The 15651-nt window shown below is 67.1% G+C and carries 16 protein-coding genes; 12 read left to right on the top strand and 4 right to left on the bottom strand.

Annotated elements, in window-relative coordinates; all coding sequences use genetic code 11:
• Window positions 1-16 precede the first annotated feature (16 nt).
• Complete coding sequence (tpiA, locus tag D4Q52_RS17445) at window positions 17-793, bottom strand: triose-phosphate isomerase (protein WP_119857842.1); 777 nt, start codon at window positions 791-793, stop codon at window positions 17-19.
• A 255-nt stretch (window positions 794-1048) separates the two neighbouring features.
• Here tpiA and D4Q52_RS17440 point away from each other — a divergent pair, with 255 nt between their 5' ends.
• From D4Q52_RS17440 to D4Q52_RS17420, 5 genes are all read left to right on the top strand, one after another.
• The gene (locus tag D4Q52_RS17440) at window positions 1049-2947 is read left to right on the top strand and encodes a peptidyl-prolyl cis-trans isomerase (protein WP_119857841.1); all 1899 of its coding nucleotides are present in this window, start codon (window positions 1049-1051) and stop codon (window positions 2945-2947) included.
• A gap of 35 nt (window positions 2948-2982) precedes the next feature.
• Window positions 2983-3999, top strand: a complete 1017-nt coding sequence (gene trpD / locus D4Q52_RS17435; RefSeq protein WP_119857840.1) for an anthranilate phosphoribosyltransferase — start codon at window positions 2983-2985, stop codon at window positions 3997-3999.
• A 144-nt stretch (window positions 4000-4143) separates the two neighbouring features.
• On the top strand, window positions 4144-4965 hold the full coding sequence (trpC, locus tag D4Q52_RS17430; RefSeq protein WP_119857839.1) for an indole-3-glycerol phosphate synthase TrpC: 822 nt from the start codon (window positions 4144-4146) through the stop codon (window positions 4963-4965).
• Between the two features lie 246 nt (window positions 4966-5211).
• Window positions 5212-5733: a cyclic pyranopterin monophosphate synthase MoaC gene (moaC, locus tag D4Q52_RS17425; protein ID WP_119857838.1), complete on the top strand. Its 522-nt coding sequence runs from the start codon at window positions 5212-5214 to the stop codon at window positions 5731-5733.
• Window positions 5734-5771: 38 nt separating this feature from the next.
• The gene (locus D4Q52_RS17420) at window positions 5772-8336 is read left to right on the top strand and encodes a cation-translocating P-type ATPase (protein ID WP_119857837.1); all 2565 of its coding nucleotides are present in this window, start codon (window positions 5772-5774) and stop codon (window positions 8334-8336) included.
• Between the two features lie 111 nt (window positions 8337-8447).
• On the opposite strand, the gene D4Q52_RS17415 is transcribed toward D4Q52_RS17420, so the two are convergent.
• Window positions 8448-8966, bottom strand: coding sequence for a hypothetical protein (locus tag D4Q52_RS17415; protein ID WP_234831231.1), 519 nt, complete (start codon window positions 8964-8966; stop codon window positions 8448-8450).
• A gap of 230 nt (window positions 8967-9196) precedes the next feature.
• On the opposite strand from D4Q52_RS17415, the gene D4Q52_RS17410 reads away from it, so the two are divergent.
• Complete coding sequence (locus D4Q52_RS17410; RefSeq protein ID WP_119857836.1) at window positions 9197-9694, top strand: Hsp20/alpha crystallin family protein; 498 nt, start codon at window positions 9197-9199, stop codon at window positions 9692-9694.
• Window positions 9695-9869: 175 nt separating this feature from the next.
• A complete protein-coding gene (locus D4Q52_RS17405) occupies window positions 9870-10118 on the top strand; it encodes a PilZ domain-containing protein (protein WP_119857914.1) in 249 nt (82 codons plus the stop codon).
• A 144-nt stretch (window positions 10119-10262) separates the two neighbouring features.
• On the opposite strand, the gene D4Q52_RS17400 is transcribed toward D4Q52_RS17405, so the two are convergent.
• Window positions 10263-11114, bottom strand: coding sequence for an OmpA/MotB family protein (locus tag D4Q52_RS17400; protein WP_119857835.1), 852 nt, complete (start codon window positions 11112-11114; stop codon window positions 10263-10265).
• A gap of 244 nt (window positions 11115-11358) precedes the next feature.
• Between D4Q52_RS17400 and D4Q52_RS17395 the strand changes: the two genes are divergently transcribed.
• Genes D4Q52_RS17395 through arr form a run of 3 tightly spaced genes read left to right on the top strand, consistent with a single transcriptional unit; the run spans window position 11359 to window position 12919 of the window.
• On the top strand, window positions 11359-11985 hold the full coding sequence (locus D4Q52_RS17395) for an HAD family hydrolase (RefSeq protein WP_119857834.1): 627 nt from the start codon (window positions 11359-11361) through the stop codon (window positions 11983-11985).
• A gap of 29 nt (window positions 11986-12014) precedes the next feature.
• A complete protein-coding gene (locus D4Q52_RS17390; protein ID WP_119857833.1) occupies window positions 12015-12485 on the top strand; it encodes an acyl-CoA thioesterase in 471 nt (156 codons plus the stop codon).
• 23 nt (window positions 12486-12508) lie between these two features.
• A complete protein-coding gene (gene arr, locus D4Q52_RS17385; protein ID WP_119857832.1) occupies window positions 12509-12919 on the top strand; it encodes an NAD(+)--rifampin ADP-ribosyltransferase in 411 nt (136 codons plus the stop codon).
• A gap of 73 nt (window positions 12920-12992) precedes the next feature.
• Here the strand turns inward: arr and D4Q52_RS17380 are convergent, their stop codons facing one another.
• Window positions 12993-13361, bottom strand: a complete 369-nt coding sequence (locus tag D4Q52_RS17380) for a hypothetical protein (protein ID WP_119857831.1) — start codon at window positions 13359-13361, stop codon at window positions 12993-12995.
• 209 nt (window positions 13362-13570) lie between these two features.
• Between D4Q52_RS17380 and glp the strand changes: the two genes are divergently transcribed.
• A complete protein-coding gene (gene glp, locus D4Q52_RS17375; RefSeq protein ID WP_119857830.1) occupies window positions 13571-14782 on the top strand; it encodes a gephyrin-like molybdotransferase Glp in 1212 nt (403 codons plus the stop codon).
• Between the two features lie 161 nt (window positions 14783-14943).
• Entirely contained in the window at window positions 14944-15648 is a 705-nt protein-coding gene (gene lexA, locus D4Q52_RS17370) for a transcriptional repressor LexA (RefSeq protein ID WP_119857829.1), read from the top strand.
• Window positions 15649-15651 lie beyond the last annotated feature (3 nt).

Below are 15651 nucleotides of genomic sequence, written 5' to 3'. Positions count from 1 at the left end.
TTTTGCCCGTCCTCAGTTAGGGGCAGCCGGCGGCGATCGCAAGGAAGTCCGACGCCTTCAGGCTGGCGCCGCCGATCAGCGCGCCGTTGACGTGCGGCACAGCCAGCAGTTCGCGGGCATTCGACGGCTTGACCGAGCCGCCATACAGCAGCCGCATCTGCTCGCCCTCGGCGCTGAAGCGTTGCGTCAGAGTCTGGCGGATAAAGCCATGAACTTCCTCGACATCCTCCACGGTGGGCGTCATCCCGGTGCCGATCGCCCAGACCGGCTCATAGGCGACCACCAGGTTCGCCGCGGTCGCGCCGTCCGGAAGCGAGCCGGCCAGCTGGCCGGCGACCACGTCCAGCGTATGGCCGGCGTTGCGCTCGCCCTGCGTCTCGCCGACGCAGACAATCGCCACCAGCCCTGCCCGCCACACCGCCTGCGCCTTGCTGCGCACAATGGCGTCGGTCTCGGCATGATCGGCGCGTCGCTCGGAATGGCCGACGATTATGGCGCGAGCGCCGGCATCGGCCAGCATCTCGGCCGACAAATCACCGGTATGGGCACCGGAGGCATTGACGTGACAGTCCTGAGCACCGACCGCGACCTTGAGCGCGCCGTCTCTGTTGGCGGTCGCCAGCCGATCGGCGAAGGCGGCGATCAGCGTTGCCGGCGGGCACACCAGGAGATCGATTCCCGGCGACAGCTGCGCCGCGCCGGACAGCATCGCGTCGAATTCGGACATCGATGCCTTCAGGCCGTTCATCTTCCAGTTTCCGGCAATCAGCGGACGAACGGCGTGGACCGGCATGGATACTCTCGCGTGTTAGGGTTGCACAATGTCGCTAGCAGAGCCGTTTGCGATGCTCAAGGCCGCGTGATCGCGCAGCGCTGCCGCCGTCCGCGAGTCGTGAGCGAAGGCGGTAGCGGCGGCGGGAATTGCGACGACCGGCTCGGTTGCGACGCTTTCGCCGCCACTTTATGATGGATTTTCAAGCCGGCGACGCTAATTTGCGCCTCCGCGCGCAATGGCGCGGCCGGTTCCCTCCTGACAAAAAGTGGCTCCATGCTTCGCGGAATTCGCAACGCCTCATCCAACTGGGTCGGCAAGACCATCATGACCATCGTGATGGGCGTGCTGATCATCAGCTTCGGTGTCTGGGGCATTGCCGACATCTTCCGCGGCTTCGGCCGGTCGACGCTGGCCACGATCGGCAGCACCGAGATTTCGACCGAGCAATTCCGCCAGACTTATAACGACCGCCTGCAACAGATCGGCCGCCAATTCGGCCGGCCGCTGACGCCGGACCAGGCGCGCGCCTTCGGCATCGACCGTCAGGTGCTGCAGCAGGTGATCGCCGAGGCGGCGCTCGACGAGCAGGCGCGCCGGCTCGGGCTCGGCCAGTCCGACGAAGACACCATGAAGAGCATTCTGGCCGACCCGAACTTCAAGGGCACCAACGGCGCGTTCGATCCCGCCCGCTTCCAGCAGGTGATCCGCCAGTTCGGCTTTACCGAGCAGCGCTACATCACCGAGCAGCGCAAGGTCTCGCTGCGCCGGCAGCTTGCGGGCACCATCACGGACGGTCTCGCCGTTCCGAACACGATGCTGCAGGTGGCGAGCCAGTTTCAGAACGAGCAGCGCGCGATCGACTATCTCAAGCTGACCGAGGCGCAGGCCGGCACCATCGAGGCGCCCTCGTCCGAAGCGCTCGCGGCTTATTACGAGCAGCACAAGGCGCAATTCCGGGCGCCCGAATATCGCAAGGTCGCGTATCTCGCGGTGACGCCGGATTCGATCGCCAAATGGTCCGAGATCTCCGACGACGATGCCCGCAAGGTCTATGAGGAGCGCAAGGACAAGCTGTCGACGCCGGAGCGGCGACAGGTGTCGCAGATCGTGTTCCCGAACGCCGAAGACGCCGAGGCCGCCCGCAAGAAGATCGCCGACGGCGCCTCGTTCGAAGACGTCGCCACCGAGCGCGGGCTGAAGCCGGCGGACGTCGACCTGGGCCTCGTCAGCAAGGCGGACATGCTCGACCCGGCGGTCGCCAACGCGGCGTTCGCACTGCCGGCAGGCGACGTCAGCCAGCCGATCAAGGGCGCGTTCGGCACCGCCTTGGTCAAAGTCGCCAAGATCGAGCCGGGCGTACAGCCGAGCTACGAGAGCGTGGCGCAGACTATCAAGCGCGAGATCGCGCTCGAGCGCGCCCGCGCCGAGGTGCAGTCGCTGCACGACAAGATGGAAGACGCCCGCGCCGGCGGCGCCAACGTCGTCGAGGCGGCCAAAACGCTGGGTCTGAATGCCGTCACCATCGAGGCGGTCGACCGCAGCGGCAACGGCCCCGACGGCCAGCCGGTGAAGAACATTCCGCAGGGTCTCGACCTCGCGACGCAAGCCTTCAACGCCGATACTGGCGTCGATACCGAAGCGATCAGCTATCAGAACGGCTATGTCTGGTTCGACGTGCTCGGCGTGACGCCGTCGCACGAGCGTAGCCTCGACGAGGTCAAGGACAAGGTCGAGGCGCGCTGGCGCGCCGATCAGGTCACCACCCGGCTGCGCACGCTGGCGACCGAGCTGGTGCAGAAGCTCGGCTCCGCCGGCAAGCTCGCCGATGTCGCGCCGGCCGGCGTGAGCGTCGAAACCGCCACCGGGCTGAAGCGCGAAGGCACGACCGCCGTGCCGGCCGACGTCGTCAAAGCGGTGTTCAGGACCGCCAAGGATGGCACCGGCCAGGCCCAGGGCGACACCGGCACCGACTGGTACGTGTTCCGCGTCACCGACGTCACCGTGCCGCCGGCTGATCTGGCATCGGCCGACGTCACCAAGCTGAAGGACACCCTGCTGCAGCGCCTCACCGACGAACAGGTCGGCGAATATATCGCTTGGCTCGAGCAGGATCTCGGCACCAAGATCAACCAGCAGGCGGTGGCGCAGGCCACGGGGGCGGCGACCAACTGATCCGGCGAAAGCCGTATCGTGCGCCGATGGGGACCATGATCGATTTCAAGACCGTAATCGCCAAGGTCGCGACTGGCGCGACCCTGACGCGGGACGAGGCGGCGAGCGCGTTCGACGCCATGATGTCGGGCGACGCGACGCCGTCGCAGATGGGTGCTTTGCTGATGGGCCTGCGGGTCCGCGGCGAGACCGTCGACGAGATCACCGGCGCGGTGACGACGATGCGGTCGAAGATGCTGACCGTCGACGCGCCGGCCGATGCGGTCGACGTCGTCGGCACCGGCGGCGACGGCTCCGGCTCGGTCAACGTCTCGACCTGCGCGTCCTTCATCGTCGCCGGCTGCGGCGTGCCGGTCGCCAAGCACGGCAACCGCGCGCTGTCGTCGAAATCCGGCGCCGCCGACGTGCTGAACGCGCTGGGCGTCAAGATCGACATCACTCCCGACCAGGTCGGCCGCTGCGTCAACGAAGCCGGCATCGGCTTCATGTTCGCGCCGACGCATCATCCGGCGATGAAGAACGTTGGCCCGACCCGGGTCGAGCTCGCCACCCGCACGATCTTCAACCTGCTCGGCCCGCTGTCGAACCCGGCTGGCGTCAAGCGGCAGATGATCGGTGTGTTCTCGCGGCAATGGGTCCAGCCGCTGGCGCAGGTGCTGAAGAATCTCGGCTCCGAGGCAATCTGGGTCGTGCACGGCTCCGACGGCCTCGACGAGATCACCCTCTCCGGCCCCACCGCCGTCACGCAGCTCAAGGCCGGCGAAATCACCAGCTTCGAGATCAGCCCCGAGGATGCCGGCCTGTCGCGCGCCCCCGCCGAAGCGCTGAAGGGTGGTGACGCCGAAGCCAATGCAGTGGCGCTGCGCGCTGTGCTGGAAGGCATGCCCGGACCGTATCGTGATGTCGCGGTCCTCAACGCTGCGGCCACGCTGATCGTCGCCGGCAAGGCCAAGGACCTGAAAGAAGGCGTCGCACTGGCCACAAAATCGATCGACAGCGGCGCGGCGGAAGCGCGGTTGAAGAAGCTGATCGCCATCGCGGCGGCGGCCTGAAGTACCAATTGCCGTCATGCCCGGGCTTGTCCCGGGCATCCACGCCTTTGGGCCGGCGCAACGGTGAAGGCGTGGATGGCCGGGACAAGCCCGGCCATGACGAAAAATAAGCGACCCGATCAAGCACTAGTAGGTAGCAGAGCCGTGTCCGATATCCTGACCAAGATCGAAGCCTACAAGCGCGAGGAGATCGCGGTCGCCAAGCGCGAGCGGCCGCTGGCCAGGCTGGAGGCGATCGCGCGCGAGGCGCCGCCGCCGCGCGGCTTTGTCCAGGCGCTGCGCGCCAAGCACGCCGCCGGCGACTACGCGCTGATCGCCGAGATCAAAAAGGCGTCGCCGTCGAAGGGCCTGATCCGCGCCGATTTCGATCCGCCGGCGCTGGCCAAGGCCTATGAGCTAGGCGGCGCGGCGTGCCTGTCGGTACTCACCGACACGCCGTCGTTCCAGGGCAGCCTCGACTATCTGGTCGCGGCGCGCGCGGCGGTGTCGCTGCCGGCGCTGCGCAAGGACTTCATGTACGAGACGTATCAGGTGGTCGAAGCTCGCGCCTACGGCGCCGACTGCATCCTGATCATCATGGCGGCGCTGGACGACGCCGAGGCCAAGGACATCGAGGACACCGCGTTCGATCTCGGCATGGATGTGCTGGTCGAGATCCACGACGGCGCCGAACTCGACCGCGCGCTGAAGCTGCGCTCGGCGATGATCGGCGTCAACAACCGCAACCTGCGCACCTTCGAAGTCACGCTGGCGACCAGCGAAGCGCTCGCGCCGCGGATCCCGAGCGATCGGCTGATGGTCGGCGAGAGCGGCATCTTCACCCCCGCCGACCTCGCCCGCCTGGCCCGCGTCGGCATGTCGACCTTCCTGGTCGGCGAAAGCCTGATGCGCCAGGACGACGTCACCGCCGCAACGCGGACGCTGCTAGCGCGTGAGCCGGCATTGCAGCAGAGCGGATCTGTTTAGTGGCAAGGACTTCGCCGCACCCGGTGCCTCACCCTCCCCTGGAGGGGGAGGGTCGACATGGGGCGCGCCACGCGCGGCCCATGTCGGGGTGGGGTGACAGCCGTTCGATCCTGACGTGCGCCACCACTCGCTCATCCCTTGTGGCTTCACCCCACCCCGGACGGCTGCGCCGTCCGACCCTCCCCCTCCAGGGGAGGGTGAAGAACCGCGCGCGTCACTGTCACCTTTTCAGCGTGAGATCTGCCCGTGGCTAAGAAGACCAGCAAATCCTCCGCGTCCTCGCCCGCCCTCACCCACATCGGCGCCACGGGTGAAGCGCATATGGTGGACGTCTCGGCCAAGCCAGCCACCGAGCGCGTTGCCGTCGCCGAGGGGCGCGTGGTGATGAAGCTGGCGACGCTGGCGCTGATCCTGAGCGGCGACGCCAAGAAGGGTGACGTGCTCGGCACCGCGCGGATCGCCGGCATCATGGCGGCCAAGCGCACGTCCGAACTGATCCCGCTGTGCCATCCGTTAGCGTTGTCGAAGGTCACCATCGACATCACCCCGGACAAGAAGCTGCCCGGTTGCATCGTGCGCGCCACTGCCAAGGTGAGCGGCCCGACCGGCGTCGAGATGGAAGCGCTCACCGCCGTGTCGGTCGCGTGCCTGACGATCTACGACATGGTCAAGGCCGCTGAACGCGGTGTGCGGATCGAAGGCATCCAGCTGATCGCCAAGTCCGGCGGAAAGTCGGGTGACTACGTCGCGGACGCGCGCGCCAAATAGGCCTAGTCTCGGCACCGGTCCGAACCGAGATCGCGCCGATGACATCCCCCGCTCCCTCATCACCTGCCGGCCTCAGCAACGCGGAAGCCGCCGCCCGGCTGAAAGCCGAAGGCTTCAACGAACTGCCGCGGCCGGACCGGCGCACATTGTTCGGCATCGTGCTCGAAGTGCTGCGCGAGCCGATGCTGGCGCTGCTGCTCGGCGGCGGCGTGATCTATCTGGCGCTCGGCGACTTCAAGGAAGCCATTATCCTGCTGGTGTTCGCCAGCCTGTCCGTTGTCATCACCGTGGTGCAGGAGAGCCGCACTGAACGCGTGCTCGAGGCGCTGCGCGACCTCACCAGCCCGCGCGCGCTGGTGATCCGCGACGGTGAGCGCAAGCGTATCGCCGGACGCGAAGTGGTCCGCGGCGATCTGCTGGTTCTGGCGGAAGGCGATCGCGTCGCGGCCGATGCGGTGCTGCTGCAGGCCGACGACATTGCGGTCGACGAGTCGCTGCTGACCGGCGAGTCGCTGCCGGTCCGCAAGATCGCACGCGACGAGGCCGGCGATACGATCCCGCGCCGCCCCGGCGGCGACGATCAGCCGATCGTGTATTCCGGCTCGCTGATGGTCCGCGGCAGCGGCATCGCCGAAGTGATCGCCACCGGCGCGCGCAGCGAGATCGGCAAGATCGGTCAGGCGCTCGGCACGATGCAGACCGAACCACCGCGGCTGCAGACCCAGACGCGCAAGCTGGTGCGCGTGTTCGGGCTGATCGGCGGCGCGTTCAGCATCCTCGTCGTCGTGCTATACGGCACCTTGCGCGGCGGCTGGCTCGATGCCGTGCTGGCCGGCATTACCGTCGGCATGTCGATGCTGCCGGAGGAATTCCCGGTGGTGCTCACCGTTTTCATGGCGATGGGCGCGTGGCGGATCTCGCAGGCTCGTGTGCTGACACGACGCGCCGCCGCAATAGAGGCGCTCGGCTCCGCCACAGTGCTGTGCACCGACAAGACCGGCACACTGACCGAAAACCGGATGTCGGTCGCCGAGCTGCGGCTGCTGAGCGGCGAGACCTTCCGCCCCCGCGCGGGCGATTTGCCGGCCGCGTTTCGCGATCTGCTCGAGACCGCCCTGCTCGCCGCCGCGCCCGACCCGTTCGACCCGATGGACCGCGCGCTGCATCGCCTCGCGGATGAGCATCTGCCGGACGGCGCCGGCGGACGCAGCCTGGTGCATGCATACGGGCTGCGCCGCGATCTGCTGGCGATTACCCAGGTGTGGCGCGATCCCGACGACCTCGGCAACTACGTCGTCGCCGCCAAAGGCGCGCCGGAGGCGATCGCGCGGATGTGCGGTCTCGGCGATGCCGATCTGAAACAACTATCCAGTACCGTCGATGCGATGGCGGCCGACGGTCTGCGCGTGCTCGGCGTCGCCCGCGCGGCGCACCCGAGTGATAACTGGCCGGAGACGCAGCTCGGCTTCGGCTTTGTCTTCCTCGGGCTTGTCGGCCTCGCCGATCCGCTACGCGAAGCGGTTCCGGCGGCGGTCGCCGATTGCCGCACCGCCGGCATCCGCGTGGTGATGATCACCGGTGATTATCCGGCCACCGCGCGTGCGATCGCCCGCGGCGCCGGCATCGACTCCGAAGCGAGTATCACCGGCGATGAGATCGCGCAGCTGGATGACGCCGCACTGGCGCAACGCCTGAAGAGCACCACAGTGTTCGCCCGGATCATGCCGGAGCAGAAGCTGCGCATCGTCGAGGCGCTCAAGGCCGATGGTGAAGTCGTGGCTATGACCGGCGACGGCGTCAACGATGCGCCGTCGCTGAAGGCGGCCCATATCGGCATCGCGATGGGCGGCCGCGGCACCGACGTGGCGCGCGAGGCGTCGTCGATAGTATTGCTCGACGACGACTTCGCCTCGATCGTCAAGGCGATCCGGCTCGGCCGGCGGATCTACGACAACCTCGTCAAGGCGATGGGCTTCATCTTCGCCGTGCACGTGCCGATCGCGGGCCTTGCCTTGCTGCCGCTGCTGTTCGGGCTGCCGATCCTGCTGGGTCCGATCCACATCGCGTTTCTCGAGATGATCATCGATCCGGTGTGCTCGATCGTGTTCGAGGCGGAGACCGCCGAGGACGACGTCATGCGCCGCCCGCCCCGCAACCCCGACCGGCCGCTGTTCAGCGGTGCCCTGATCGGCTGGGGGCTGGTGCAAGGACTGCTGGTGTTCACTCTGGTGGCCGGCGTGTTCGTCATCGGACAATCTCGCGCGATGCCGGAGACCGAACTACGCGCCCTGACCTTCTTCGCGCTGGTGCTGAGCTTCGTCTGCCTGATCTTCGTCAACCGCTCGTTCTCGACCTCGATCCTGGCCGCGCTGCGCCGGCCCAACCCGATGCTCGCGGCGGTGCTGGTGATCGTCGGCGGCGTGCTCGGCCTCAGCCTCGCCTGGCCGTGGCTGCGCGAGCTGTTCCGGTTCGGGCCGCTGCATGGCGACGATCTGGCGCTGACCGCCGGCGCCGCGCTGGTGGTGCTGATCGTGCTCGAAGTCATCAAGCCGTTGTGGCGCCGTCGGCTTGGCGGCGTGCCGTCGCGGCGACCGGGGGCCTGATCGCCGCAACGATCTCGTTCTTACGCGGACAGCCGCTCGACCGCTTGCCGGCCGATCACAAAACGGCTGGTGTTGGCGCAGTCTTCGCAGCGATAGATGTGGCGCTCGAACTCAAAACAGCGACCGACCGGCCGCGGCTCGACGCGCGCGAGCCGCATGGTCGCGCCGCAGACGGGGCAGCGCGCCGGATCGAACGTAGTTTGATTGTTGCGCCAGACCATAGTGCCTCCTCCCCACTGGCTCGCTGAACTCGTCCGACGGGCTGTCGTCGCGGCGGCCGCCGCCGATCAGCCTGATCGCCGCGCCGCCTTTCGGCGGCGGCTCGTCGCCATCGAGCCGGCGCAGTGCCGCAAGGATCGCGGCCAGCGGCACGGTCCGGTCTGAACCGGGCACGGCACGCAGCCACGGCTGCTGCTCGATCGCGTTGGCGTCGGACGCCCATGAGGAAAGAATGGCCCGCTTCTCCGCCGTGCCGAGCGTATCGTCGCGCAGCACCTGGTCAGGATGATCATACCCCGTTGCGGGGTGATCCCATGCGGCATGGTTCAGCGCGGCATGGTTCAGTGCGGAATGTTCGAGACTGCCTGGAGCGGGCCGGAGCTCCAGGTCCGATTTGGTCGTCGTGTGCATCGCAATCCTCCCGAGCTACTCCTTTCGAACGGGACGGATCGAAAATTAGAAACACCGACGACGCTTTCAAGTCCCCGCCGAGAAATTTTTCGAGCGCGCCCCATCGGACTACCAACCGGCCCCTTGACGCCGTTTGGACCGATCCCAGATCGATGGGCGCGCGCCGCCCGGCGCGGGTGCGCTTCTGGTTTTAGAGATCGGTGGATCAAGACTGGAATGAGGAGGCATCCATGAATGTGCGAGAGATGATTCCCTGGGGCCGCAGCAGTCAGTCCGTGTCGCCCTTCAACGGGGACCCGTTCTTGTCGCTGCAGCGCGAAATGAACCGGCTGTTCGATGACGTTTTCCGTGGCTTCGACACGCCGGGTTTGGCGGGCCGCTTCCCGGCCTTCGGCACGTCCTGGCCGAAACTCGAGATCGCCGACAGCGACAAGGCGCTGACGGTCTCGGCCGAGGTCCCGGGCATGGAGGAGAAAGATATCGAGGTACTGCTCGATGACGGCGCGCTGACCATCCGCGGCGAAAAGACCTCGGATTCCGAGGACAAGGACAAGCAGTTCAGCGAGCATTTCTACGGCAAGTTCGAACGCCGCATCCCGCTCGACGCCGCCATCGCCGCCGACCAAGTCAGCGCCTCGTTCAAGAACGGCATGCTGACGGTGACGCTGCCGAAAGCCGAGCCGTCGACGACGGCCGCCAGGCGGATTGCGATCCAGCCCGGCAAGTGATCGCCGGACGCGAAGCTACGCCGGCGCTCGCCGCCGCAACGCTCTGTTCATCATCCCGCTGGTGCGCCCGGGACAATCTCGCATTGTCCCGGGCGCCAGGCTTTCAAGCAAACGGAATTTAACGACTTCGAGGTGCAATGCGCCGAGCAGCAAGCCGGCGATGCGAGAGTTGATGATGGTCCAGGAGCGACGATTTGCACGGGTGCGTCCGAGCGGGCTGGTCTCGCGCGCCGCGAGCCTGATCGTCGGCCCCAAGCTGCCGGTGGTACCATGCCACGTCGTGGACTACTCCGCTGGCGGTGCCTGCATCGAGCTCACCGCCGACGTCACCCTGCCCCAGCGCTTCGAACTGCTGCACGGCGGCACCAGAAAGAAATGCCGAACCGTGTGGCGCCGCGCGCGCCGCGTCGGCGTGGCGTTCTGAAGCCGCGGACAGCAAGCAGAACCTGGACTTGCTTTGGTCAAGCAGTGAAGCGCTTCAGCCCCTGGAACCTCGACTCCACGCTGCGCCCCGCCATGACAAAGACGATCGCGATTTGATCAGGCGGCGATGTCGTCCGGACGCGCCTCAGCGTCGCAGATCCTCCGGCAGCGGCGGGTTTTCGCGGAGCAGGCTGATCGTGACTCGACGATTGGCAGCAATGGTCGGGGCGTCCGGAAACAGCGGATCGCCGTCGCCCTTGCCGGCCACCGACATCACCCTGTCTGACGCGAGGCCCTCGCGCTTTAGAATCTGACGCACGGCATTGGCGCGGCTCGTCGACAGATCGAACGCATCGTAGTCGTCGCCCGCCGAGACCGGCACCGTGGCGGTGTGACCGACGATCGAGATCCGCAGCGCGGTGGCGCGCAATGGTCCCGCCAGCCGCGCGATCAGCAGCCGCGCCGCCTCGTAAGGCGTCGCCGAGCCGTCCGGAAACATCGGGCGGCCGTCCTGATCGGTCAGCTCGAGATTGAGCCCGGTTGGAGTTTGCTCGAACACGACGTTCTTGGATAGTTCGGCGAGCTCCGGTGAGTCCATCAACGCCTGGCGTAGCGACGCCGACGCCAAGGCGAAGTCGCGCTCTGCTTTGGTCCGGGAGGCGAGCTCCGCGGCCTCGGCATCGAGCTGGCTCGGCGTCGCGCTGGACTGATCAGGCGCCACGTTCAGCTTGCTGCGGACCTTGCCCTGCACCGGCACGCCATCGGTCTCGATCACGCCCGAATAGCGCGACTCCTGCTGCACGCCGAACGCGTCGCGCATCGAGCCGGCGACGATCTGCATCTTGTGCAGGTCCTGGGTGGAGAACGACACCAGCACAAGGAAGAAGCTGACGAGCAAGCCCATCAGATCGGCGAAAGTCACGAACCAGCCGTGGCCGCCGGCATGATCCTCCTCGACCTTCTTCCTGCCACCCGCGCGGCCGCCTCCGCTCAGCATCGCAAACCATCCGGCGACTGGCAGACAGCGAACAGAGGTCGACTTCCCATGCGCATAGCGATCGCCGCTGAGAGATCCGGCACCGCGTGCGTCGCGCTTCGAGGACGCACGTCGCTGCGCAGTTGTGCTGTTCTAGGCAGTGACGCATGAACAAACGGTTGTCGTGGAACCTCAATGTTTCTGCACGATACTAGACTTCCGTCGGCATCTCGCCACCGTCCCGCAATGCTGCTAGGCCTGTCTGATGACGTCCTCCCTGTCCCCCGGCGCGGCCGACGCGCTGTTGTTCGATCTCGGCCGCGTGGTGATTGATTTCGATCTCGCGCGCACGCTGAAGGCCTGGGCGGTGGAGCTCGGCAGCGATCCGGCCGCCACGATGGCGCGGCTGGCCGCCAACGACACCTTCCACCGCTACGAGACCGGCCATGTCACGGACGCGGAATTCTTTGCGGCGGTCCGCCAGGTGCTGAGACTCGAGCTGTCCGACGACGCGCTGCGCGACGGCTGGAACGCGATCTTCATCGGCGAGATGCCCGGCATCGGCCCGCTGCTCGCACGCGCTGCGCAGCATCTGCCGCTGTACGCACTGTCCAACACCAACGATGCGCACATCGCGCATTTCTCCGAGCAATACGCGCATCTGCTGGTGCATTTCCGCGAGCTGTTCCTGTCGTCGCGGATCGGTATGCGCAAGCCGAATGCCGAGGCCTACGACCACGTCGTCAAGGCGATCGGCATTTCCCCGGACCGCATTGTGTTCTTCGACGATCTGGCCGAAAACATCGACGCCGCGCGCGCGCATGGCCTGCATGCTGTGCATGTCCGTTCCAGCGCCGACGTCGCGCAGGCGCTTGATCAACTCGGGCTGTGATCGCCCATCCGAATGACCGACGAGTGGCCATGACCGACGCCGCGACCGACTTCGATTGGGACTACCCCAACCCGTTCACGCTGACCGTGGTGCCCGGCTCCACCGATATCGACGGCCTCAATCACACCAACAACTCGGTCTACGTGCGCTGGTGCGACAGCGTCGGTTGGGCACATTCCGAAGCGCTCGGCCTCGCGCTCGCCGACTGGCAGCGCATTGACCGCGCGATGGCGATCCGCCGCGGCGAATATGACTATCTGCTGCCAAGCCATCTTGGTGATGAGATGCTGCTCGCCACGTGGATCTACGGCAGCGACGGCAGGCTGGTGATGGAACGCCGCTTCCAGTTGATCCGCCCGCGCGACCGCGCCACCGTGATGCGCGGCCGCTGGCAGCTCGTCTGCATCGAGATGTCCAGCGGTCGCCCCCGCCGCCTCCCCCCGGAATTCGCCGACGTGTATCTGCCGGTGATGGTGCAGGCCAAGGACGACCCAGCGTAAGCACCGCAGGAGAGGCACCGCCGATGTCCGCCGCCACCATGTTCGTCCGCCAGTTCTTTCACGGGACCCGCGCAGACCTTGCGCCCGGCGATTTGATCGCGGTGGGCTATCCGTCGAACTTCACCGACGTTGCACCGCTATCCTGGGTGTATTTCACCGCCACGCTCGACGCCGCGATCTGGGGCGCCGAACTCGCGACCGGGGACGGCCGGCAGCGCATCTACGTGGTCGAGCCGACCGGCGAATTCGACGACGATCCGAACGTGACCGACAAGAAATTTCCCGGCAATCCAACGCTGTCCTACCGCTCCAAGCACCCGCTGCGCGTCGTCGCCGAAGTCACGAACTGGCAGCCCCACTCCGCCGACCGCATCCAGCACATGAAAAAAGGCCTGTCCCGCCTCAAAGCCGAAGGCGCCGAGATCATCGACTGATACACGATGCGGCGTTTGGCGCGGATGCCCGGCGTGACGGAAGGCACAGTCACTTGCTGATCGAGGCTGCCTGCTATGGCGCCGGCAGCGACCGACAGTCCATCGAGTACACCAATTCGCCTTTCGCGGTACGGCCGATCGGCTGGCACGGGCTGCTCGCCCGCACCACGGCCGGCGCCTCCGTCACGGTCGTCGACAGTGCGGCAGCCGGAGGCGCGGCCGCCGGCGCGGTGGCTGTCACCGCCGGAGCCTGGACCTGCGCAGCCGGAGGCGCAGCGGCAACGGCCTCCGGCGCACTCGCGGCCGGCGGCGCGTAGTCCGGGCTGGCTGACGGCATCCAGCCTTTGCTCCAGTCGTGCCGCACTGCATAGGCAGTGCCGAACGCGATCAGCCCGATCACGCCGACGATGCGCAGCAGCCATTTGGCAAAATCGTCACCCATCTGCACCCCTTTGGCCTGCTGCTCGATCCGTCGAGACGCCGTCCTAGCGCTGCCGATCCTGTTTGGACAATTAGGATTTGGTTGGGCTCGAAGTCGCCCCCCGGTGTAGCGGAGCTTGCGCAAGCGGCGCGGCCCACCTAAAGCCGAAGCATGAGCCGCCTGCACCGTCCTGCGCCGCAACTTTCCTTCACCCGCTCCGGGGTCGCCCTATGGCGCTGATGCCGGTCGCCGATGCGCTCGCCGCGGTGCTGAGCGGCGCCGCGGGCCTCGCTCCCGAATCCGTCCCGCTCGAGGATAGCCATGGCCGCGTGCTGGCGCGCGATCTCGCCGCGCTGCGAACCCAGCCGCCGCAGCCGATGTCGGCGATGGATGGCTATGCAGTGCGCGCCGTGGACGTCGCGACCGTGCCGGCGCGGCTCACCGTGATCGGCGAGATTGCGGCCGGCAAGCCGGCGACGCTCAGCGTCGGCCCGGGCGAGGCGCTGCGCATCTTCACCGGCGGCGTGATCCCCGGTGGCGCCGACAGCGTGGTGATCCAGGAAGACACGGTGCGCGATGGTGATCACGTGACGATCACCGAAGCTGCCAAGCTGGGCCGCCATATTCGGCCGGCCGGCGTCGACTTCACCGAAGGCGAAATCCTGCTGCGTGCCGGACGTCGGCTGAACGACCGCGACCTCGCGCTCGCCGCCGGCATGAATCATCCGGCGCTGCCGGTTTATCGCCGGCCGCGCGTGGCGATGCTCGCCACCGGCGACGAGCTGGTGATGCCCGGCAGCAGCCTGCAACCCGGTCAGATCGTGTACTCCAACGGCTACGCGCTGCGCGCGCTGGCGCGCAGCGAAGGCGCCGAGGTGATCGATCTCGGCATCGCCGCCGACACCGTCGAGGCGACCACGGCGGCGATCCGCAAGGCCCGCGACCTCGGCGTCGACCTGCTGGTCACCACCGGCGGTGCCTCGGCCGGCGACCATGACCTCGTCAAGCAGTCGCTGGAATCGGAAGGGACGCAGATCGCGTTCTGGAAGATCGCGATGCGCCCCGGCAAACCGATGATGCAAGGAAGCCTCGGCCCGATGCGGGTGATCGGCCTGCCCGGCAATCCGGTGTCGTCCTATGTCTGCGCCTTCCTGTTCATGGTGCCGCTGCTACGCGCGCTGTCGGGCATGACCGAGGTGATGCATCGCCGCGAACCGGCGGTGCTCGGCGCGGCGCTGGCCGCCAACGATCAGCGTGAGGACTATCTGCGGGCGCGTCTGCACGCGGGCGACGACGGCCGCCTAGTGGCGACTCCGGTCGATCGCCAGGACTCGTCCCTGCTGGCACGGCTGTCGGCGGCGCAGGCGCTGATCATTCGCCCGCCGCACGCGCCGAACGCTTCGGCCGGCGCGCCCTGCGACATCCTTAAGCTGCCGCTGTAGCCATCGCGGCATTTGCAGTCGGTCAATTAAGAGGTTGCGGAACACAAGCCGAACAGATAGTGTTCGTTCATGATTTGTTTCGATTCATGTGGTCATCGTTGTTCGCGGTCCTCGCGTGATGAACGACCGCAGGCGATCGTCGCCGGATTGGGGAATGGTCGATGCTGACGCGCAAACAGTTTGAGCTCCTGAAGTTCATCAACGAGCGGCTGAAGGAAGCCGGCGTTCCGCCCTCCTTCGACGAGATGAAGGACGCGCTGGATTTGCGCTCCAAATCGGGCATCCACCGGCTGATCACCGCTCTGGAAGAGCGCGGCTTCATCCGCCGCCTGCCCAACCGCGCCCGCGCCATCGAAGTGATCAAGCTGCCGGATCTCGGCGGCAATGCCGGCGGCCGACGCGGCTTCACCCCGAGCGTGATCGAAGGCAATCTCGGCAAGGTCCGCCCGCCCAGCCCGCAGCCGGTCGAACACGAGACCGACCGCAACGTCGCCGTGCCGGTGATGGGCCGAATCGCCGCCGGTACGCCGATCGAAGCGCTGCAGACCCGCAGCCACACCATCAGCGTGCCGCCCGAGATGCTCGGCGCCGGCGAGCACTACGCGCTGGAAGTGCGCGGCGATTCAATGGTCGAGGCCGGCATTCTCGACGGCGACATGGCGCTGATCCAGCGCAACGAGAGCGCCGACACCGGCGACATCGTGGTGGCGCTGATCGATGAGGAGGAAGCCACGCTGAAGCGCTTCCGCCGCCGCGGCGCCTCGATCGCGCTGGAGCCCGCCAACGCCGCCTACGAGGTCCGCATCCTGCCGCCCAATCGCGTCCGCATCCAGGGCAAGCTGGTCGGGCTGTATCGCAAGTACTGAGGT

Origin of the sequence: Rhodopseudomonas palustris (assembly GCF_003591005.1) — a bacterium.
Lineage (GTDB): Bacteria > Pseudomonadota > Alphaproteobacteria > Rhizobiales > Xanthobacteraceae > Rhodopseudomonas > Rhodopseudomonas palustris_K.
This window is presented reverse-complemented; position numbering and strand designations above follow the sequence as displayed.